The following is a 19,697-nucleotide window of genomic DNA, read 5'->3' as shown; positions in this document are numbered from 1 at the left end:
GGGATGGCCGCAACCGTGGTGGTTGGGACGGTCGTGACCGTGGTGGCTGGGACAGCAATAACCGGGGCCATGGCGGGCGTAACGACAACTATCGCGGTCGAGGTGACCATAACGGGCGCGGTGATCGGGACGGCCGGGGCAATCACCGCTAATCATTGCGTCTAAGGAGAAAATCTGTGGGAGCAAGTTCGCTCCCACAGTTCGTTCAGAACTGGGAAAGATCCGCCAACGGATGCCGCCCCTCCCAAGCCTTGTGGAAGTGCGCTTCCACCACCGTTTCAGGCACGTTATTGATGTCCGGCCAGTGCCAGTGCGGTTTCTGGTCCTTGTCGATCAACCGCGCGCGTACGCCCTCGCTGAACTCCGGATGCCGGCAGCAGTTGAGGCTTAGCGTGTATTCCATCTGAAAGACTTCGGCCAGTGACAGATGTCGGGCGCGGGCGATCTGTTCCCAGACCAGGTGAGCGGTCAGAGGTGAGCCTTCGCTCATGGTCCGGGCGGCGCGACAGAGCAACGGATCGGCGTCATCACGCAATGGGCTGATCGCCTTCCATGCGCAGCGCACATCACTGACATCCAATAATTCATCGATGCGCTGGCGCCGCGGCAGCCACTGAGGCTCGGGCATTTGCGCAACGGCTTCCTGCTGCAAGGCCTTGAGCAGACTGTTGAGTTGCATCGGCGTCTGTTCCTGCCAGTTCAATTGCAGCAGACCTTCGATCAAATCTGCCTGCTGTTCATCGAGCAGGAAGCGATCGGCCAGGTCCAGATCAATCGCATCGCGCGCATTCATGTGGGCGCCGGTCAGGCCGAGAAACAATCCGAGCTTGCCCGGCAGGCGCGACAGGAACCAACTGGCGCCTACGTCGGGGTACAGGCCGATGGTGATTTCAGGCATGGCCAGTCGACTGCTCGGCGTGACAATACGAATGCTCGCGCCCTGCAGCAGGCCCATGCCGCCGCCGAGCACATAACCATGGCCCCAACAGATCAACGGTTTTGGGTAGGTGTGCAGGCTGAAGTCCAGGCGATATTCCGCTGAGAAGAAGTTCGCGGCCAGAGGCGGCACTTCGCCCGGATGGGCCCGGCAGGCATCTACCAGGCTGCGTACCTCGCCGCCGGCGCAAAAGGCTTTGGCACCGTTGCCACGCAGCAGCACGCAAACGATTTGTGGCTCTTTGGCCCAGGCATCCAGTCGGTCGCGCAAGGCGTTGATCATGGGCAAGGACAGTGCGTTCAGCGACTTTTCGGCATCCAGTGTCGCAACGCCGATGCGGGCGCCGTCAGTGCCAGTGAGTTCTTCGAAGTGCAGATTCATCGTGACCTCGATCGGGAATTTGAGGGTTAAGTATGATCGCTGTGTAGGAAAGTGCCGGATCTGTGTCAGATCAATTGACAAGCGAGGTGTGCTTTCCTAGGGTTCGCCCCATTGTTTTTGCCGGATGTAACCATGACTGCTGACGACCGTATCAAACTCGAACCGAGCTGGAAGGAGGCCCTGCGTGCCGAATTCGACCAGCCCTACATGACGGAGTTGCGAAACTTTCTGCAACAGGAGCGGGCGGCCGGCAAGGAGATCTATCCACCGGGTCCGATGATTTTCAACGCACTCAATTCCACGCCGCTGGACAAGGTCAAAGTCGTGATTCTCGGCCAGGACCCGTACCACGGCCCGGGCCAGGCCCATGGTTTGTGTTTCTCGGTGCAACCGGGCGTACCGGCGCCGCCCTCGCTGGTGAACATCTACAAAGAGTTGAAGCGTGACCTGAACATCGACATCCCCAACCACGGTTATCTACAGAGTTGGGCCGAGCAGGGCGTACTGATGCTCAACACCACCATGACTGTCGAGCGCGCCAACGCCAATGCGCACAAGGACAAGGGCTGGCAGTTTTTCACCGATCGGATCATCGAAGTGGTCAGCCAGCAGCAGCCGCACCTGGTGTTCATGCTGTGGGGCGCTCATGCGCAGAGCAAACAGAAGCTGATCGACGCCACCAAACATCTGGTGTTGACCTCGGTGCACCCGTCTCCGCTGTCGGCCTATCGCGGGTTTCTTGGTTGCGGGCACTTCAGCCGAACCAACAAGTTTCTCGAGCAGAATGGCGAGACGCCGATCGAGTGGCGGTTACCGCCAATTTGATGATTGCCCCACGGGCCCTTGTGGCGAGGGAGCTTGCTCCCGCTGGGCTGCGCAGCAGCCCCTGTCTACATCCAGATTCTATATGCACACCGCATAAGCAGGATCTACGGCTGCTGCGCAGCCGAACGGGAGCAAGCTCCCTCGCCACAGGTCCATCAGTCTGAATCCGGGTTTCGGTTCCAATACTTGAACAACGGCTCCGCCAGAAACAACACAAACAACAACCGCATCACCTGCATCGCCGTCACCAGCGGCACCGACAATTGCAGGGTCTCCGCCGTCAGGCTCATTTCGGCAATCCCGCCCGGCATCATGCCCAACGTCAGCGAACGCAGATCCAGGTGGGTCAGCGCACTCAAGCCCAGTGCCGCTGCCGTGGCGATCAACATGGTCAGCACCGTGCCGATCAAGGTCCGGCCCATGAATGAAGGCGCGCGACGGAAAAACTGCCGGTTGAAGTGACAGCCCAGACCGCTGCCGATCAACCATTGGCCGATCTGGCTGCCGCCGTTGGGCAAGCCGATGTGCAAATCCCAACCGATACTCACCGCCGCACTGACCAGCAACGGTCCGAACAGCCACGGATTGGGTTGACGCAGGCGCTCCCAAATCCAGGCGGCCAACGCTCCTGCGGGAAACAGAATCGCCAGCCAGCGCCAATCGATGCTGCCAGCGTGGGAAATCGGCGCACCGTCGCCCATCAGGTATTTGAACGCTGCCGGGACACACAGTACGACGACCAGCACGCGCAAGCTTTGTCCCGCCGCAACACGGCTGAGCACTGCGCCGTTGCGGGCGCCGAGGTTGACCATCTCCCCGGAGCCGCCCGGCATGCTGGAGAAAAATGCGGTGGCGCGATCTTCACCGGTACGCCGCATCAACCAGACACCGACCACGGCCGACAGGCTGGTCACCAACGCACCAAAGAAAATCAAACCGAAATGACTCAGTACCTGTTCCATCACCACCGGGGTGAAGTGCAGGCCAATACCGATGCCGACGATCCACTGGCCGCACTTGCGTCCGCCAGGGATTTCGGCCAGTTGCCACGGCGTCAGGCAGCGCACGAGGATGATCGCCAGCAACGAGCCGACCATCCACGGCAAAGGCCAGCCGACCTGGCTGGCGAGATAACCGCCCAGCAGGCCGACCAGCGGGGTTCCCCACCAAAGCTTGAAGGGGGACCGATCAGACATCGGCGATAGCGCGTTGCGCAACGGAGCGCTTGCGCCAGATGCGTACAATCGGCACCAGCAACATGACCACGATCAACCCCCAGACACCGACGGTGATACCGCTCGACCAGAGAATATCCAGCGAACCGTTGGAAATCGACAAAGCCCGACGAAGATTCTGCTCCATCAAACCACCGAGGATGAAACCCAGCAAAACCGGCGATAACGGGAAGTCCAGCTTGCGCAGGATGTAACCGAAAATACCGATGCCGATCATCAGGAACAGATCGAAGGTCGTGGCGTGTACGGCGTACACGCCAATGGCGGTGATGATGGCGATCATCGGCACCAGCGCCCAGTTCGGTACGGCAAGGATTTTGGTGAAGATGCGAATCATCGGGATGTTCAGGATCACCAGCATGATGTTGGCGATGAACAAAGAAGCGATCAGGCCCCAGACGATGTCTGGTTGCTGTTGAAACAGCAGCGGGCCGGGCGTGATGTTGTACAGCGATAGCGCGCCAATCATAACTGCCGTGGTGCCCGAGCCGGGAACGCCAAGCGTCAGCATCGGCACCAGAGCACCGCAAGCCTCTGCGCCAATGGCGGTTTCCGGTGCAGCCAGGCCACGCTTGTCGCCTTGACCGAATTTTCCGCCGGGGCCTGCGATGCGTTTCTCGGTCATGTAGGCCACGGCGCTGGCCAGCGTCGCACCAGCCCCCGGCAGCACGCCCATGATGAAGCCGAGCACCCCGCAACGCATGTTCACCCAGAACACCGAAGCGGCTTCCTTGAAGTTGAACAGCATCCGGCCGGTCGCCTGGAAGGCTTCCTGGCCACGGTGGGTTTTTTCCAGCAGCAACAGGATTTCGCTGATGGAGAACAGACCCAGCACCAGCACCACGAATTGAATGCCGTCGGTGAGGTGGATGTTGTCGCCGGTGAACCGGTACACACCGCTGTTGGCATCAATGCCGACGGTCGACAGGAACAGGCCGATCAGCGCCGCGATAAACGTCTTGAGCGGCCGATCACCCGCCATGCCGCCAAGGCAGACAATCGCAAACACCATCAGCACGAAGTATTCCGCGGGGCCGAAGGCGATCGCCCACTTCGCCAGCATCGGCGCGAACACCACCATCCCGCAGGTGGCGATGAAGGCGCCGATGAACGAACTCCATGCCGATAGAGACAAGGCCACTCCGGCCAGACCCTGGCGGGCCATCGGATAGCCATCGAGGGTGGTCATGACGGTCGAGGCTTCGCCCGGAATGTTCAACAGGATCGAACTGATCCGACCGCCATATTCGCAACCCAGGTAAACCGCCGCCAGAAGGATCAGTGCCGACTCTGGTGGCAGACCCAATGCAAACGCGATCGGGATCAGTAGCGCCACCCCGTTGATCGGACCCAGGCCGGGAAGCAGACCGACAACGGTGCCAATCAATGTGCCGCTCAGTGCAGTCACCAGGTTGTAAGGGGTTAGCGCGACACCGAAGCCGTGACTCAAATAACCAAGCGTATCCATATCAGTTCTCCAGAACGTCGAGCAGGCCCAGTGGCAGTGGCACGTCCATGACTTTGTCGAACAGCAGGTACAGGCCGACGCTCATCAAGCTGATGATGACTGCGCCCGGCAACCAGCGTCCGCCGTACAGGCGGGCCAGCGGAATCCCAACCAGCATGCTGCTGAGGATGAAGCCCAACGGTTCGAACAGCCCGGCGAAAACCAGCAGCAACAGCACGCAGACAGCAATCTTGGTCAAGGTCTCGCGATCCATCGGCGGATCTTCATCGGTGTGCTTGATTGGCGAGGGGCGATACACCATGTAAACCAGCGCCAGGCCCATCAGCCCGAGCATCAACAGCGGAAAGGCCCGCGGGCCGATCGGCTCGTAGGAAAAAGGTGCCTGATACGGTAGGGCCATCGCCACCAGGCTCAGGCAGACCAGCAACAGCACCGAAGCAAAAATGCGTTGTAAGAGCATGAGGAACTCCTGTGCCGCGACTCCGCCAAACGGAGTCGCGGCCACTAGACAGAGGCGATCACTGGATCAGGCCGAACTCTTTGGCCAGCACTTTGTAGTCCGCAACTTGCTTCTTCACGTAGGTGTCCAGTTCCGGGCCGGTCATGGCGAACGGGAACAGCTCACGCTGATCGCGCAGCTTGGCGAACTCGGGTGAAGCGAGCAGTTTGTCGAAGGAGTCCTTCCACCAGGCGTAGTCTTCGTCGCTGACTTTCGGCCCCAGGTAGAAACCACGAACCACTGGCCAGACGATGTCGTAGCCTTGTTCGCGAGCGGTAGGAATGTCTTTCATTTCCGGCTCGTCCAGGCGCTTGTCGGAGAACACCGCCAGCAGGCGCATGTCGCCGCTCTGGATGTGCGGCATGGAGTCGGAGATGTCGGTGCTGCCGACCTGGATGTGACCACCGAGCAGGGCGGTGGCGATTTCTCCGCCGCCTTCGAGGGCGACGTAACGCAGGTCACGCGGGTTGATCCCGGCGGCTTTGGCGATCAGCGCGGTTTGCATCCAGTCCTGGCTGCCCACGGTGCCGCCGGAACCGATCACCACTTTGCTCGGATCTTTCTTTAGAGCCTGCACCAGATCGTCGAGCGTCTTGTAGGGCGAATCGCTTTTCACCGCGATGGCACCGTAGCTGGTGCCGACAGCGGCGAGCCAGCGCACATTGGTTTCATCGAAACGCCCGAACTTGCCTTGTGCCAGGTTCAATAGCGAACCACTGGACCATGCCACCAGCGTGCCGGCATCGGCCGGGCGTTGGGCGACCACCGCGTTGTAAGCCACCGCGCCGACACCGCCGGGCATGTAGGTCACACGCATGGGCTTGGTCAGCAGTTTTTCATTGACCAGCGCGCTCTGTGCCAGTTTGCAGGTCAGGTCGAAACCACCACCCGGGGAGGCCGGAGCGATGCATTCCGGACGTTTGGGTTCGGCCATCAGTTGACCGGCGAACAGCATGCAGCTGGCGGCGAGGGCGAGACGGCGCATTGATCGATTCATTTTTGTCTCCACAGGAGTTTTTGTTTTTGGGGATGATTCAGGTGCGGCAGTTACGCGCCGTGCAGCCGGGTTCGACGCTGGCGAAGGTATACGATGGGGAGTGAGCGATGGGGCGGGGCGTGCAAGCCTGATGTTGGTTCGACAACATGATTGGGTACCTCGGTTATTGTTCTTATTGTCGAAAACGCATCGAGGCGTTTTTCGGGAGCTACATTTCAAAGCACGATTGGATGGCAGGCAGACGAAACCATCCGTCGCCCGACTCTAACGGCCCAACCTTTCGCTAACCTTTCAGAAGACTTTCACGGTTGTTCAGGCTTCACAGCGACGGATGCCGCTGTAAACTCCGCGCCAAAGAATGGTGTCGACCATCCCTGAATGAGGAAAAGATCCATGCGTGTTCTGCTCGTCGAAGACCATCTGCAGCTCGCCGAAAGTGTCGCCCAGGCGCTCAAGAGCACCGGTTTGACCGTGGATGTGCTGCACGACGGCGTGGCGGCCGATCTGGCGTTGGGCAGCGAGGAATACGCCATGGCGATCCTCGATGTCGGGTTGCCGCGCATGGACGGCTTCGAAGTCCTCGCACGCTTGCGCGCAAGGGGCAAGAATCTGCCGGTGTTGATGCTGACGGCGCGCAGCGACGTGAAGGATCGGGTGCATGGCCTCAACCTTGGCGCCGATGATTACCTGGCCAAACCGTTCGAGTTGACCGAGCTCGAAGCGCGGGTCAAGGCCCTGCTGCGCCGCAGTGTGCTGGGTGGTGAACGCCTGCAACGCTGCGGCGTGCTGGCCTACGATCTGGAGACCCGGCGCTTCACGCTCGCCGAGGAGCTGCTGACCCTGACCTCGCGCGAGCAAGCTGTGCTTGAGGCACTGATCGCCCGTCCGGGGCGGGTGATGAGCAAGGAGCAACTGGCCTCCCAGGTGTTCGGCCTCGACGAAGAGGCCAGCCCCGACGCCATCGAAATCTATGTGCACCGTTTGCGCAAAAAACTCGACGGCCAACCGGTTGCCATCGTGACCTTCCGCGGCCTCGGCTATTTGCTGGAAAGCCGCGATGCATAAACCCAGCAGTCTGCGCTGGCGGTTGCTGTGGAATCTGGCATTGCTGCTGGTGGTATTGATGCTGGCCAGTGGTTTGAGCGCGTACTGGAACGGTCGCGAGGCCGCCGATACCGCCTATGACCGAACGCTGCTGGCCTCGGCGCGGACCATCGCTGCGGGTCTCTCCGAGCGCGATGGCTCTCTGAGTCTCGACGTGCCCTACGTGGCCCTCGACACCTTCGCCTACGACAGTGCCGGGCGGATTTTCTATTTGGTCAACGATATCCATCAAAACCTGATTTCCGGCTACGAAAACCTTCCGGCTCCTCCGCCCGGAACCCCGCGCACCGATGATTACCCGGCGCTGGCGCGGTTCTATAACGCGACGTATCGGGGGCAGAACGTGCGGGTCGTCAGCCTGCTCAAGGCTGTCAGCGAACCTAACATGAACGGCATGGCGGAAATCCGCGTGGCGGAAACCGATGAAGCGCGGGTAAGCATGGCTCGCAGCCTGGCGGCAGACACTTTGCTGCGTCTGGGCATGTTGGCCGTCGGGGCGCTGATGATCGTCTGGTTCGCGGTGAGCGCCGCACTGCGTCCGCTGGAGCGCTTGCGCACGGCGGTCGAGGAGCGTCAGCCCGATGATCTGCGGCCGTTGCCGCTGGTTGAAGTGCAACACGAATTGTGGCCGTTGGTGCGTGCGCTCAATCACTTTACCGAACGTCTGCGTGGACAATTCGAGCGTCAGGCGCAATTCATTGCCGATGCCGCCCATGAGCTGCGCACCCCGTTGGCGGCGCTCAAGGCGCGGCTTGAGCTGGGCTTGCGTTCGGACGAGCCACAAACCTGGCGCAGCACACTGGAAACCGCGGCGCAGGGCACAGATCGCCTGACTCATCTGGCTAACCAACTGCTCTCGCTGGCGCGGGTCGAAAACGGTGCCCGGGCGATTGCCGAGGGCGGCGCGCAATTGCTCGATCTCAGTCAATTGGCGCGAGAGCTTGGCATGGCCATGGCGCCGCTGGCCCACAAACGCGGCGTAGCGCTGGCGCTGGAGGCGGACGAGCCGGTCTGGTTGCGTGGGGAGCCGACCCTGCTTAACGAGTTGTTGAGCAATCTGGTGGACAACGCACTGGCGCACACGCCGCCGGGCGGCAACGTTATTTTGAGAGTCTCGGCACCAGCGGTACTGGAAGTCGAGGACGATGGCCCCGGAATACCGCTGGCTGAGCGCGAGCGAGTATTCGAACGTTTTTATCGACGCAACCAGCAAGTGGCCGGATCAGGTTTGGGACTGGCGATTGTCGGCGAGATCTGCCGCGCACACCTGGCGCAGATCAGCCTGCATGATGGGGAGCATGCAGGGTTGAAAGTTCGGGTGAGTTTCATTGCCGGGGAGTGATGGCATCTGTTCTGGAGTGTTCGCGGGCAAGCCTCGCTCCTGCAAGACGGTGGAAATCGTGTAGGAGTGAGGCTTGCCCGCGCAGCTTTCAGTAAAACATCGAGCGCGTTTCTTCCAAATCAGCACACATAGCCTTGTTGTCCGGATCGATCCCGAGTTTGACGAAGGCCGGAACGCTGAAAGGATCGATGCGTGAAATCGGGTGATCGGTATCTTTGTGGCAATACAGGCTGGCAACTTGCACCAAGTCGACATAATCGATCTGGGCTGATTGGCGCTTGAAGTTCTGATACAGCAGTGGCACCTGTACCAGCAATTCCGGAAACTCCCAGACCCTCAGAAGTTTGTCGCCGAGCAGCGGATGAATGCGCTCGATCACATGGTTGAGGCTGACCGGATCGGACAACAGTTCGTAGTGGTCTTCGGCATACGTCAGGATCGGCAACACACCGATTTGATGCACCAGTCCGCCAAGGGCTGCCTGATCGGGTTTGAGCTGGGTGTAGCTGCGGCACAGCGCATAACTGACGCCGGCGATTTCCAGGCTCTTGCGCCAGACATCGCGCATTTTCTGTTCCACCACCTCGGAGCGGGCATGGAAAATCTGCTCCATGACCAGGCCAATCGCCAGATTGCTGCTGTAGTTGATGCCCAGGCGGGTGATTGCCGTGTGCAGATCAGTGACTTCCTGGGTTGCGCGTAGCAGCGGGCTGTTGACCACTTTGATCAGGCGCGCCGACAGCGCCGTATCACGGCCGATGACTTTGCTCAAACTGCTGATACTGATTTCCGGGTCTTCAGCGGCCTTGCGAATCTGCAACGCCACTTCCGGTAATGTCGGCAGAACCAGGTCATCGTTATCGATGGCCTCAACCAAATCCTGTTGGACCTTTTCCGCCAGCTCAATCATTTAGTTTCTCTAGGTGTCGCAAAAAAGTACTGCGTTCAACGCTGGATTTCGCGGTCACGGTCCAGTTGATAAGGCAGGTCGAGCAAGTGCAGCGCAGGGCCGTCAATTGCACCCACATGAATATCGCCACCTTCTGCAGCTTCGGCTTGCAATACGGCCAACAGTTCAATGTGGTTTTCGCCACGGGCTGCCAGCACCACTTCACCGATTGAACTGTTGTGACTTGGGGAGAACAGTTGGGTACCGGGCTCAGGCAGGTCGCTGGCATCCAGTTTCACGCGATAGAGTCGACGCTTGAGTTTGCCCAGGTACTGCATCCGGGCAACGATTTCCTGACCGGTGTAACAGCCTTTTTTGAAACTCACGCCACCGACAGCTTGCAGATTGAGCATCTGCGGAATGAACAGCTCGCGGGTACCGGGCATGACCTGGCCGATCCCTGCACGGACCTGGCCCAGCAGCCACTGATTCAAGTCGCTTTCGGCCAGCATGGCGGACAGCTTTCCCTTGATGATGTCGGCTTGATCGGCAGCGACCCAGAGTTCGGCGCGCTCGGGTGAAATGCGAATGGCGATCAAACCGTCGTGACGCACAACACTGTCGGTTTCTGCCGGCAGGTCAAGTCCGAGGCTCTTTATTGCAGCATCGCCATGCTCGATGCCGAAACGAATCCAGGCAGCACTTTCGTCAGTCAGCTTGGACTTGGAGAACACAGCGTATTTTTTCAGGTCCGCCAATTGAGGCTCCAGCAGTTCACTGGCCATGGCCAGCAAGACGCCGTCACCTTCGAGCAGGATACGGAAGCTCGATTGCATCCGGCCTTTCTGGGTGCAGCGCGCGCCGAGGCTGGACTGTGTGTCGCTCAGGTAATTGAGGTTGCAGGTCAATTGGCCTTGCAGGAACTTGCCGGCGTCCGCGCCGCGGACCGCCAGAACACCTTCATGAGACAGCGTGCAGAAAAAAGCAGAATCGGCCATGGGTCATCGCAGGGTTAAAGAGTCTGGGGGACATGATAAGGGGGCGCCTTCGAAATGGGTAGTTCACAAAGGATCGCCGGTGCCCGACCAAAGCCGACTGTTCGGCGAAGCGCGGGGCTGTATACTTGCGGCCTATTTGAGGAGCGCTCCATGGTCGAAGACGTTGAACTGAATCGCCTCTACTGGCACAGCCGCCGCGGCATGCTTGAACTTGACGTGTTGCTGGTGCCGTTTGTGAAAGAGGTTTACGCAAGTCTGAACGAGGTGGATCGTGCGTTGTACGTCCGCTTGCTGGAATGCGAGGATCAGGACATGTTCGGCTGGTTCATGGAGCGCAACGAATCGGAAGATCCGGAGCTTCAGCGCATGGTTCGCATGATCCTGGATCGTGTCCAGCCCAAGTAATTCTTTCGAATGCCGCTGGCATGCCTCGCGGCAGTTGCTGGCGGCTTACGTTTTTGCCCAGTTGTTCGCACTGGGTTCGTTGCTTCTTCTTGAGTTACCGCTCTGGGCCAGTCTGTCGGGTGCGTTGTGCTGCCTGGTCCATGGCATTCGGGTACTGCCACGCCAGATTCTGCTGACACACCCACAAGCGTTTTTGGGCTTGCGTCGCGATGCCGATGGCTGGCAGTTATGGAATCGGGCGGCGGGGTGGCAATCGGTGCAGCTGCGGCCCGATAGTTTGGCACTGCCCTGGGTGGTGGTGCTGCGTTTTCGCCTGCAAGGTGAGCGACGGATCCGGGCCATTTGCGTACCCCGGGATTCGCAGGCGGCGGATATACACCGACGCCTGCGGGTTCGGCTCAAATTCAGTCGGCGTAGGTGGGCGGCACCAGAATAGTGTCCAGCGCCACTGGCAACATGTTCGGATAGTCGAGGGTGTAATGCAGACCGCGACTTTCTTTACGCTCCATGGCTGACAGAATCATCAATTCGGCCACCTGAGCCAGGTTGCGCAACTCGATCAGGTCGCGGCTGACTTTATAGTTGCTGTAGAACTCGACGTGATGAGGCTAAACCCAATGGATACAGGGGTTTCAGCCAATGACCATCCGCAAACGCTCCCAAAGTGGGACAAACCTGTTACAAACTGCCCTCGCCAAGCCGTACCACTATCGCCGGTCTGGTCGCTATTACCTTCGCCTTCGCCCTCAAGGCGCCACTAAAGGCTTCTTCACGCTATCGCTTAGAACCACCGACAAGGCCACTGCAATGACCATCTCTCAAGAAATCCTCCAGACCCTCAAGGCCTTCCAGTTTGATAACCCAGCGGCCACTTGGGATGAACTCCGTGAGCGTCTGATCGACATTGCTGAGAGTTGCTTAACGATGGCCCACGGGGATGGCTCATTGGTGGCCTACGAGATGATCCACGATGAGCAGCATCAAGCTCTACGTGAGGCCAGCGCCAAGCTGCCATTGAGCGTCAATCAGCAAAGGGCCGTGAGCAAAGCATTGGAGATCCTTGAGGCTGCTCAGGAGCGCTTGGAGGGCAGGCCGGGGAAGTTGGTCGAGATCATAAGGGACCTCCAGAGTGAGTCTTGTAGCACGTCTGTGGCCCCTTCTCTGTCTCTATCTGTATTGCCGTCTGAGCCGCTGACCTTCAAGGCTCTCTCAGGGCTCTATATGGATGAGCATAAGGAACATGCGGGGGCTAATACCATACGAGACGTGAAGTCATCCTGTAAGACCATCGCTGAGATCCTCGGTGACTTGGACCTGAAGACCCACACGCGGGAGGACATGAAGAACCTTCGTGCCAAGCTCCTTGAGGGACGCAAGCCTTTGACGGTGGCGAAGATCCTGACGACGCTATCAACGGTGATGAAGTGGGCCGTGAACAACGACTATCTCACCAAAGCTCTGACAGATGGTCTCAAGCCAACCAAGGGCACTGATAGCTCCCGTGAAGCGTTCTCTCAGGATCAGGTGAAGGCCCTCATGGCCCACGCCAAGACGCTTCCGGTGGACTCATGGCAGCGCTGGGCATTGTCCCTCGGGGTCATCGCTGGCACCCGTATCGAGGAGCTGAGGCAGTTAACAAAGGCTGACGTTAAGCAGGTTGGGGGTGTCTGGGTCATCGACATTAATAGGGACGATGGTAAGACAGCCAAGACCAAGAATGCGCTTCGTGTCATACCGCTGACCGATGGGGCCTATGGGTTTGATCTTCAGGCATTCCGTGAGTTTGTCGATAGTGCCGACTCAAAGCTGTTCAAGCTGGGAGCAGGTCAGTTCTCTGCGGTTCTCAATGGAGCCCTTCGGGATGCCTTGAGCTTGAATGCTGACAGGACCCAAACCTTCCATTCGCTACGGCACTCGCTGGCTGGCGCGATGAAGGCCGCTGAGGTTCCTGTGGGGACCGCTGAGTCGATCTTAGGACATGCCTCGGGTTCGATCAGCTATGACCTATACGGGGCCGGGAGTGCAGTTGAGATTGGGCGAATGGCTGAGGCACTGAAGACAGCACTATTGCGGTAGCTGACTCGCAACGAGCCACCATATACTGGCCTTTCAATTCTACGGAAGGCCATTCATGGAACGATTAGGTGATTACTTTTTGACCGCTGCCTCTTGGATTCTCAGCTTCGCGGCACTTTATGGCATGTGGAAGTTAGTAGCGTTCCTTGGACCGAAGCTGTCCTTGATGCTGGGCCTATAGCGCAATTTCATGGGCATCGAATTGGATGTCCTCGTAGGTCACCCTGAGCATGACCTGTTGTTTGTGGCTACTCAGATTGTTAAGGCTGCTGGGTTGAAGAATCCAGCGTCCGCAATCAATGAGTATCGCCGCCTAAAGATCCACACTGAAACACCGGGCTGCGCACTGGGGACACTGATACGGGAATCCAATATCAGTCTCCCATTGGATGTTCTGGGCCGAGCCATGCGGATGACCTCAACGATGTTTGATGAGTCACACGCCTATCAAATCCTAATGAGAGGCCGGTCGCCTCAGTCCGAGCCGTTCCGCAAGTGGGTCACTGAGGAAGTCCTCCCGACCATCCGCAAGACCGGCTCCTACAACGCTGAAGAGTCCGCAAACCCAATCGCAATTGGCCTCATGGATGAACTCAAGGCGCTCCGTGGCGCGTTCCTATGTGAAATCTAAACGACTCGCTGGGTCCTGGCCCTGCTGCGTGAGCGTAGGAGCGTGCGCGTAGAAAACCTCAAGTGCCCTGAAGGCCCGTGTTTTGTTGGACTTGGCGGTTGGTGTCGTAAAAGCCCTCACTATTGCCACAGCGTCGTGGCGATAGAAGAGGACCATTCCATGACCAGCCTAACCATTCCCGGACCGTATCACCGCCACGTTGATTATGAGTCCGGCCAGATTTTCCACGTTGACCCGATCACAGGCGCGATCATCGCCCGTAATGACATCGTTCTACCCAAGAGCCGTAAAGCCGAGTTCCAAGCATGGTCGGCTGAGCGCCGTGCTGATGAGGGCCTCCTTGAGGACCACGCTAAGGCCGCTGCGCCATCGGTAAAGGACAACTTGACCGGTATCCCTGAGGTCTCCCCTAAGGCCACTCTTGGGCGTCCAAAGACAATCTACAACAACCCATCGGCTGCCTTTATGCCGTTCCTTACGGTTCCCGATCCGCTGCCTTGGGTAGACGACATCATCCACGGTTCAATCCTGACCAGTGCAGGGACAAGCAACGGGAAGATCAACGTGAAGACCCGAGCGGTTATCGGTGCGTTGTTCCTTTCGGAAATCTCAGCGGAAGCCTGCCAGACCAGTGAGTACACCTTGCGTACCGCCCAGCGCATCGCCAAGGCTGCCCGACATGCTGCTCACGGGATCGCTTCCTATATCGAGCGACACCCAGCGCTGAAGGCTGAGCTTGAGGCTGAGTTGGTTGTGGAGGCTCTATTCCGGTCGTCTCAGACTTAACGCCGGATAATAGAGAAAAACTTTTAGACGACCATTCAGCTTATCGACACCGGATCGTCCAGCTTAACGACCCGCCCCAGAGGTAGAGGGTAATTGTTAATTACAACCCTCATCGAAAAGGGATCTTAAAGAACAACCTCAAAGGAGAACTCACATGACCTCTAACATCACCTGTCGAGCAACCTCAATGCTCACTGAAGACGACTTAGCCACCTTGTCTCTGGTCTTCCCAGCACCTTCACGACCTCAACTGATTGAGCTTCGTAGAGTCCTGAAGAATCAAAGCGCATCCTTTAGGACCTACAGTTCCGGGGTCGTCACCTTCGACACTGATGCCATGCTCAAAGAGGTCGCCTTTAAGCTGTCCTCAAAGACTGCCGAACGGGTCGCCAATCTGGTCGCCCATGGTGTCTGCCTTCAGGCTATCGCTACGACGCCCTTGAAGATCCCCTTGACGGGAACTGATCCAATATCGCTCAGGGTTTAAGGTCTCCGTCAAGGTGTCGTTAAAAACCCTCACTATTGGGACAGACACCTAATCCGATAAAAAGATTCTCTCCCCGCTACAGCGACCGTCGCCACGGTTGTCCTTTCGATGCCTCTCAGGCTTGCCATGTCCTGATCCAGCATTAGCCACACAACCCAATCAAGAACCTATTCGTCAGTCTTGGAAGATGCCCATGCGGCTCCCTCCTTGCCGTCTTGTCGTGCGCGTCTATGGCGCCAAGGCTGAACGAATGGGTCACCTCAAAGGAGATCCAACATCATGCAAATCAACATCACAAATGTCCTGAAAGATGAAGTGACTGTATCCGGCCAGACCCTGAGCCGTGAGTACGTCGAGAACATCATGCTGCCCATGCTGGTTGCTCAATGCGGCACCGTATTGGGCCGTAAGTTCGAGATCGTTAAGGCGTTCGATGAGGCCAATCTGTCGCTCTCAGCGATTCCCGATGTCGCCCGAGAGTACCGCCAAGACCAGCATGCAAAGGCCGCTGAGCGAGCACGTCAGCAACGTGAGGCCAATGCCCATGCTGAGCGTCTTCGTGAAGCTACGCCCCGTGAGCTGGCCCAAGCGAAGGCCGACAGAGAGGAACGAGCGGCAGCTCACCGTGCCCACGCTCAGAAAATCTTAGCCTCCCGATCCCGTAACTCTGGCTGGTAACAGCACCCTCGACACCACATCACTATCTAATTAAGGAGAAACATTCCCATGAAACTGACTAACCAATACATCGCACCAACAAAAGACAACGTTAAGCAACTGACCTCGACCTACGAAAATGGCAGCACTATCCAGTTCTCAACCGGGTCTATCCGCCCTGAGGACTTGGCAGCTACCGATGTGTCCGTCTACGTGGAAGCCCTGACCGAGGGCCTCAGCGAATTCCTCAACAGCGATGAGTGGCGTGAGGCTGCCATGGAGGCAACCCCTTGTGAGTTCCGCCCGGCTGGCTCTGAGGCCAGTGGTCAACAGATCATCACCATGGCAGACCGCACCGTCATCTTTGACCCTCGTAAGAACTGGGACAACCAGACCATCTCGAAGGGGGCAGTCCTGGCTGGGTCTGTGATCTTCACTGAGCCGACCAATCAGGCACTGCTGATTAGCAAGCGCTTCACCATCCTTGACCACAACCTCATGGCTGGCTTCACAGAGGGCTCCATGAACCAGACCGCTGACAAGCTTTTGCGGGACATCGAGTATGAGGCCGCTGGGAGCATCGCTAAGATTCTTTCGACCGCCCCAAGCACCGAGAACTTCTCTGTGGCTAAGCCAACCGGCAAGCCTGTAGAGATCGCTGAGGACCTTATCGACATCTTGACGACCCACGTAAACCAGACCGTAGGCACGACCCTTGAGGACTTCGTGGTCCTGCTGCCTGCGACCCTTCTGGCCGTTCTGGAGCGTGCTGCTCAGCGTGCCGGTGTCGAGGATATTGAGGCTCTGATCGGCACCTCTGTGCAACCTTACAGCGGCACTGATTACGGTCTGTTCATGCTGCCTAAGATGTTCACCTCACTGAGCTACCGTGAAGGCCGTAACGGTGACGTGTGGAAGATCGAAGCGACCCGCAAGGGAGGCATCCAAGGTTGGGACGTAGAGATCATGGCTGTCGTGGACATCGTGGCTAACGGCAAGGTCCGTGTGAAGCTGACCGCTGATGGTCTCCAGACCGAGACTGTGGCCTTCCCGATGATTACCCGCATTACGCTGACCGTTTGATCGTAAAGAGCCCCGTAAGGCCGACCCGAGAGGGATCGGCAGGGGCCTCGCTTCAACCCTTCGCCCACGCACGGGCATTCAATCCACAGTTCTTCTGTTCGCCCTTTGAGGCCACGCCAGCACCCTTGTCGGGGTCTGTGGGCTGGTCCGTGGGTGCGACTCAGAGGGCGAACAAAAGGAAATCGACACTATGAACATGAACAACACCCTGCTGCCTATCGTCATCGACGGCAATACCTTCACCGCCAATCAAGACCGCATGTGGAACCTCAACGAGGCTCATCGTGAGCTTGGCCTACCAGACACCAAGGCTCCGTCACAATGGCGTAACGCTGTCGCGGATGAGCTACGAGCTTCTGCAAATTTGCAGATCATCGACAAGGTAGGGACGCTTGCCACCGAAGCCGGAACCATCGCCTATGCCATGTGGGTCTCGACTGACTTCTACCTGATGGTTGTCCATGCTTTCGTTGCCATGCGTAACCACGCTGTAAGCGAGCTTCGCCATAAGGATGCCCTTTTAGACGCCAACATGCCCAAGGCTTCGACCCTCGACATGAAAGCCCGAGGCGCTGGTCTGACATGGACTGAGGCTTGCCGTGTGGCTGGTATCCAACAACCACGCCTTGCCCTTGAGGCTTTGGTCTCCGTGGGTGTCTTTATGTACCCCGTGGACAACTTTGGAACCCGTGAGGGCTCACCTCGACCACCTAAGTCCGGCTTCTCGGCAGGCGCTTTCGTTAAGGTCTCCTCGGACTTTGGTAATCGTGAAGGCTGGCGAGTGAAGCCGAGCGGTCTGGATTGGCTCCGAAGCAAGGCCGAGAAGATCAACCTAAAGGTGGCCGAAGTGAAAGCCCTTAAGGACAAGGCCCAGCGGGATGCCAAGGCCCGACTCAAGGAGAGCCTCAAAGCATCATCCCCGGACTTCTGAGTCCACCACCATCCCAAAAGGAGAACCCAATGGACACCCTACAGGCTGCCTATCTGGTCTGTGTGGCTGTTCATCTGGCCCTTTGGCTGTATGGGCACCTCAAGGGACCTTAACGAGAATCTGACAGAAAAATCTGATAGACCACCTCATTGCTTAACACCGCGCAGGTTCCCCCGTGCGGCCTCGCTCAGGTCCTCGTAGGTGCGCGATAAGGACCCCTCACAGGCGGACGATAAGGACCCCAGCGATGGGACAAAGATGGCCCAAAGCTGTTACAAAACGGGTCCTCAGCGTGCTACGCTCAGGGTTCCTAACGTGCCTCATTAGGTCGGTGTAAGGATCGTATCCTTCGCTTCTGGCAGCATCTTCGGATAGTCCAAAGTGTAGTGCAGACCCCGAGATTCCTTGCGTTCCATGGCAGACCGGATCATCAGTTCGGCTACCTGAGCAAGGTTCCTCAATTCAATCAGGTCTCTGCTCACTCGGTAGTTGCTGTAGAACTCGTCGATTTCATCGAGCAGCAACCGCACCCGGTGTTGGGCCCGTTGCAGACGCTTGTTGGTGCGCACAATGCCGACGTAGTCCCACATGAACCGACGCAACTCATCCCAGTTGTGCGCAATGATCACGTCTTCATCGGAATCCGTTACCTGGCTCGCATCCCAGGCGGGCAGGGCGATGGGGGCAGAAATCTGCGGCAACTGCTCAATGATGTCCGCAGCCGCCGAGCGCGCGTAGACAAAGCACTCCAGCAGCGAGTTGCTGGCCATGCGGTTGGCGCCATGCAGGCCGGTGAAGCTGGTTTCGCCAATCGCGTACAGCCCGGGTACGTCGGTGCGACCTTGCTGGTCGACCATAACGCCGCCGCAGGTGTAATGCGCGGCCGGAACCACCGGGATCGGTTGCTTGGTGATGTCGATGGAAAATTCCAGGCAACGCTCGTAGACAGTCGGGAAGTGCGTCTTGATGAAGTCTTCTGATTTGTGGCTGATGTCCAGGTATACGCAGTCAATGCCCAGGCGTTTCATCTCATGGTCGATGGCCCGTGCGACGATGTCCCGGGGCGCCAATTCGGCGCGGGGATCGAATCGCTGCATGAAGCGTTCGCCATTAGGCAGCTTCAAATGCGCGCCTTCGCCGCGAAGGGCTTCGGTGATCAGGAAACTCTTGGCCTGCGGGTGGTACAGACAAGTCGGGTGGAACTGGTTGAATTCCAGGTTCGCCACCCGGCATCCCGAGCGCCAGGCCATGGCAATGCCATCACCACAGGCACCATCGGGGTTGCTGGTATAAAGGTAGACCTTGGCTGCGCCACCGGACGCGAGGATCACGAAACGGGCGCCATAGGTATCGACTTCTCCGGTACCACGATTGAGCACGTAAGCGCCCAGGCAACGGTCGCCTTCAAGGCCCAGGCGTTTTTCGGTGATCAGATCGACGGCGACGCGCTGTTCCAGCAGTTCGATGTTCGGCCGTTGCCTGGCCTGGGTCAGCAAGGTTCTGAAAATCGCCGCACCGGTAGCATCGGCGGCGTGGATGATACGTCGATGACTGTGTCCACCTTCGCGGGTCAGATGGAACTCGAATCCGCCGTCCTCAACAGTCGATTGCTCATCACGAGTAAAGGGTACGCCTTGGTCGATCAGCCATTGAATCGCCTCTTTACTGTGCTCGACAGTGAAGCGTACGGCGTCTTCGTGACACAAGCCGCCCCCGGCATTCAGGGTGTCATCGACATGGGACTCGACGGTATCGGTGTCATCCAGTACCGCAGCGACACCGCCCTGCGCCCAGAATGTCGAGCCATTGGCGAGGTCGCCTTTGCTCAGGACAGCGATGCGCAAATGACCGGGCAAGGTCAGCGCCAGGCTCAAGCCGGCAGCACCGCTGCCAATTACCAGAACATCGTGTTGAAACTGTTGGCTCATTTCAGGATTCCGCTCAAAGCGACCCGGGTCAGGGAGGC

The 19,697-nt window shown here is 58.4% G+C and carries 20 protein-coding genes and 1 pseudogene; 12 read left to right on the top strand and 9 right to left on the bottom strand.

Annotated features, from left to right (window positions below; all coding sequences use genetic code 11):
• Positions 1 to 205: 205 nt before the first annotated feature.
• Positions 206 to 1,318, bottom strand: coding sequence for an enoyl-CoA hydratase/isomerase family protein (locus D8U69_RS03520; protein WP_130906695.1), 1,113 nt, complete (start codon positions 1,316 to 1,318; stop codon positions 206 to 208).
• Positions 1,319 to 1,450: 132 nt separating this feature from the next.
• On the opposite strand from D8U69_RS03520, the gene ung reads away from it, so the two are divergent.
• The gene (gene ung / locus D8U69_RS03515; protein WP_056856031.1) at positions 1,451 to 2,143 is read left to right on the top strand and encodes a uracil-DNA glycosylase; all 693 of its coding nucleotides are present in this window, start codon (positions 1,451 to 1,453) and stop codon (positions 2,141 to 2,143) included.
• A gap of 155 nt (positions 2,144 to 2,298) precedes the next feature.
• Here ung and D8U69_RS03510 read toward each other — a convergent pair whose 3' ends face one another.
• From D8U69_RS03510 to D8U69_RS03495, 4 genes are read right to left on the bottom strand one after another with little or no spacing between them, the layout of a single operon-like run.
• On the bottom strand, positions 2,299 to 3,339 hold the full coding sequence (locus D8U69_RS03510) for an AbrB family transcriptional regulator (protein WP_130906109.1): 1,041 nt from the start codon (positions 3,337 to 3,339) through the stop codon (positions 2,299 to 2,301).
• On the bottom strand, positions 3,332 to 4,846 hold the full coding sequence (locus D8U69_RS03505; RefSeq protein ID WP_056856029.1) for a tripartite tricarboxylate transporter permease: 1,515 nt from the start codon (positions 4,844 to 4,846) through the stop codon (positions 3,332 to 3,334). Before D8U69_RS03505 ends, D8U69_RS03510 begins: the two co-directional genes overlap by 8 nt.
• Before the next feature lies 1 nt (position 4,847).
• Positions 4,848 to 5,306 (bottom strand): tripartite tricarboxylate transporter TctB family protein, encoded by a 459-nt coding sequence (locus D8U69_RS03500; protein WP_056856028.1) that lies wholly within the window; start codon positions 5,304 to 5,306, stop codon positions 4,848 to 4,850.
• 58 nt (positions 5,307 to 5,364) lie between these two features.
• Positions 5,365 to 6,342, bottom strand: a complete 978-nt coding sequence (locus D8U69_RS03495; RefSeq protein WP_056856027.1) for a tripartite tricarboxylate transporter substrate binding protein — start codon at positions 6,340 to 6,342, stop codon at positions 5,365 to 5,367.
• A 393-nt stretch (positions 6,343 to 6,735) separates the two neighbouring features.
• Here D8U69_RS03495 and D8U69_RS03490 point away from each other — a divergent pair, with 393 nt between their 5' ends.
• Together D8U69_RS03490 and D8U69_RS03485 are read left to right on the top strand one after the other, a co-directional pair.
• Positions 6,736 to 7,407, top strand: coding sequence for a response regulator (locus D8U69_RS03490; protein ID WP_056856026.1), 672 nt, complete (start codon positions 6,736 to 6,738; stop codon positions 7,405 to 7,407).
• Positions 7,400 to 8,788 (top strand): sensor histidine kinase, encoded by a 1,389-nt coding sequence (locus D8U69_RS03485; protein WP_130906110.1) that lies wholly within the window; start codon positions 7,400 to 7,402, stop codon positions 8,786 to 8,788. Before D8U69_RS03490 ends, D8U69_RS03485 begins: the two co-directional genes overlap by 8 nt.
• Positions 8,789 to 8,876: 88 nt before the next feature.
• Here the strand turns inward: D8U69_RS03485 and D8U69_RS03480 are convergent, their stop codons facing one another.
• On the bottom strand, positions 8,877 to 9,698 hold the full coding sequence (locus D8U69_RS03480) for an HDOD domain-containing protein (protein ID WP_056856024.1): 822 nt from the start codon (positions 9,696 to 9,698) through the stop codon (positions 8,877 to 8,879).
• 35 nt (positions 9,699 to 9,733) lie between these two features.
• Positions 9,734 to 10,675 (bottom strand): folate-binding protein YgfZ, encoded by a 942-nt coding sequence (locus D8U69_RS03475; RefSeq protein WP_130906111.1) that lies wholly within the window; start codon positions 10,673 to 10,675, stop codon positions 9,734 to 9,736.
• Positions 10,676 to 10,825: 150 nt separating this feature from the next.
• Here D8U69_RS03475 and D8U69_RS03470 point away from each other — a divergent pair, with 150 nt between their 5' ends.
• Entirely contained in the window at positions 10,826 to 11,080 is a 255-nt protein-coding gene (locus D8U69_RS03470) for a succinate dehydrogenase assembly factor 2 (protein WP_056856022.1), read from the top strand.
• A complete protein-coding gene (locus D8U69_RS03465; RefSeq protein WP_130906694.1) occupies positions 11,064 to 11,516 on the top strand; it encodes a protein YgfX in 453 nt (150 codons plus the stop codon). Before D8U69_RS03470 ends, D8U69_RS03465 begins: the two co-directional genes overlap by 17 nt.
• Here D8U69_RS03465 and D8U69_RS03460 read toward each other — a convergent pair.
• Positions 11,485 to 11,676, bottom strand: a pseudogene (locus D8U69_RS03460) (L-aspartate oxidase); the annotation flags it as partial. The gene D8U69_RS03465 and the pseudogene D8U69_RS03460 overlap by 32 nt on opposite strands.
• Before the next feature lie 43 nt (positions 11,677 to 11,719).
• Between D8U69_RS03460 and D8U69_RS03455 the strand changes: the two are divergent.
• From D8U69_RS03455 to D8U69_RS03425, 7 genes are all read left to right on the top strand, one after another.
• The gene (locus D8U69_RS03455; RefSeq protein ID WP_130906693.1) at positions 11,720 to 13,156 is read left to right on the top strand and encodes a tyrosine-type recombinase/integrase; all 1,437 of its coding nucleotides are present in this window, start codon (positions 11,720 to 11,722) and stop codon (positions 13,154 to 13,156) included.
• 190 nt (positions 13,157 to 13,346) lie between these two features.
• Positions 13,347 to 13,787: a BRO family protein gene (locus D8U69_RS03450; protein WP_130906692.1), complete on the top strand. Its 441-nt coding sequence runs from the start codon at positions 13,347 to 13,349 to the stop codon at positions 13,785 to 13,787.
• A 159-nt stretch (positions 13,788 to 13,946) separates the two neighbouring features.
• The gene (locus D8U69_RS03445; protein WP_130906691.1) at positions 13,947 to 14,573 is read left to right on the top strand and encodes a hypothetical protein; all 627 of its coding nucleotides are present in this window, start codon (positions 13,947 to 13,949) and stop codon (positions 14,571 to 14,573) included.
• Between the two features lie 154 nt (positions 14,574 to 14,727).
• On the top strand, positions 14,728 to 15,060 hold the full coding sequence (locus tag D8U69_RS03440; protein ID WP_130906690.1) for a hypothetical protein: 333 nt from the start codon (positions 14,728 to 14,730) through the stop codon (positions 15,058 to 15,060).
• A 279-nt stretch (positions 15,061 to 15,339) separates the two neighbouring features.
• Positions 15,340 to 15,738, top strand: coding sequence for a hypothetical protein (locus tag D8U69_RS03435; RefSeq protein ID WP_130906689.1), 399 nt, complete (start codon positions 15,340 to 15,342; stop codon positions 15,736 to 15,738).
• Between the two features lie 48 nt (positions 15,739 to 15,786).
• The gene (locus tag D8U69_RS03430; RefSeq protein WP_130906688.1) at positions 15,787 to 16,800 is read left to right on the top strand and encodes a hypothetical protein; all 1,014 of its coding nucleotides are present in this window, start codon (positions 15,787 to 15,789) and stop codon (positions 16,798 to 16,800) included.
• A gap of 190 nt (positions 16,801 to 16,990) precedes the next feature.
• Positions 16,991 to 17,731: a hypothetical protein gene (locus D8U69_RS03425; RefSeq protein WP_241668635.1), complete on the top strand. Its 741-nt coding sequence runs from the start codon at positions 16,991 to 16,993 to the stop codon at positions 17,729 to 17,731.
• Between the two features lie 323 nt (positions 17,732 to 18,054).
• On the opposite strand, the gene nadB is transcribed toward D8U69_RS03425, so the two are convergent.
• On the bottom strand, positions 18,055 to 19,659 hold the full coding sequence (gene nadB / locus D8U69_RS03420; protein WP_130906686.1) for an L-aspartate oxidase: 1,605 nt from the start codon (positions 19,657 to 19,659) through the stop codon (positions 18,055 to 18,057).
• Between the last annotated feature and the right edge of the window lie 38 nt (positions 19,660 to 19,697).

Origin of the sequence: Pseudomonas sp. Sample_16 (assembly GCF_004307665.1) — a bacterium.
GTDB lineage: Bacteria > Pseudomonadota > Gammaproteobacteria > Pseudomonadales > Pseudomonadaceae > Aquipseudomonas.
This window is presented reverse-complemented; position numbering and strand designations above follow the sequence as displayed.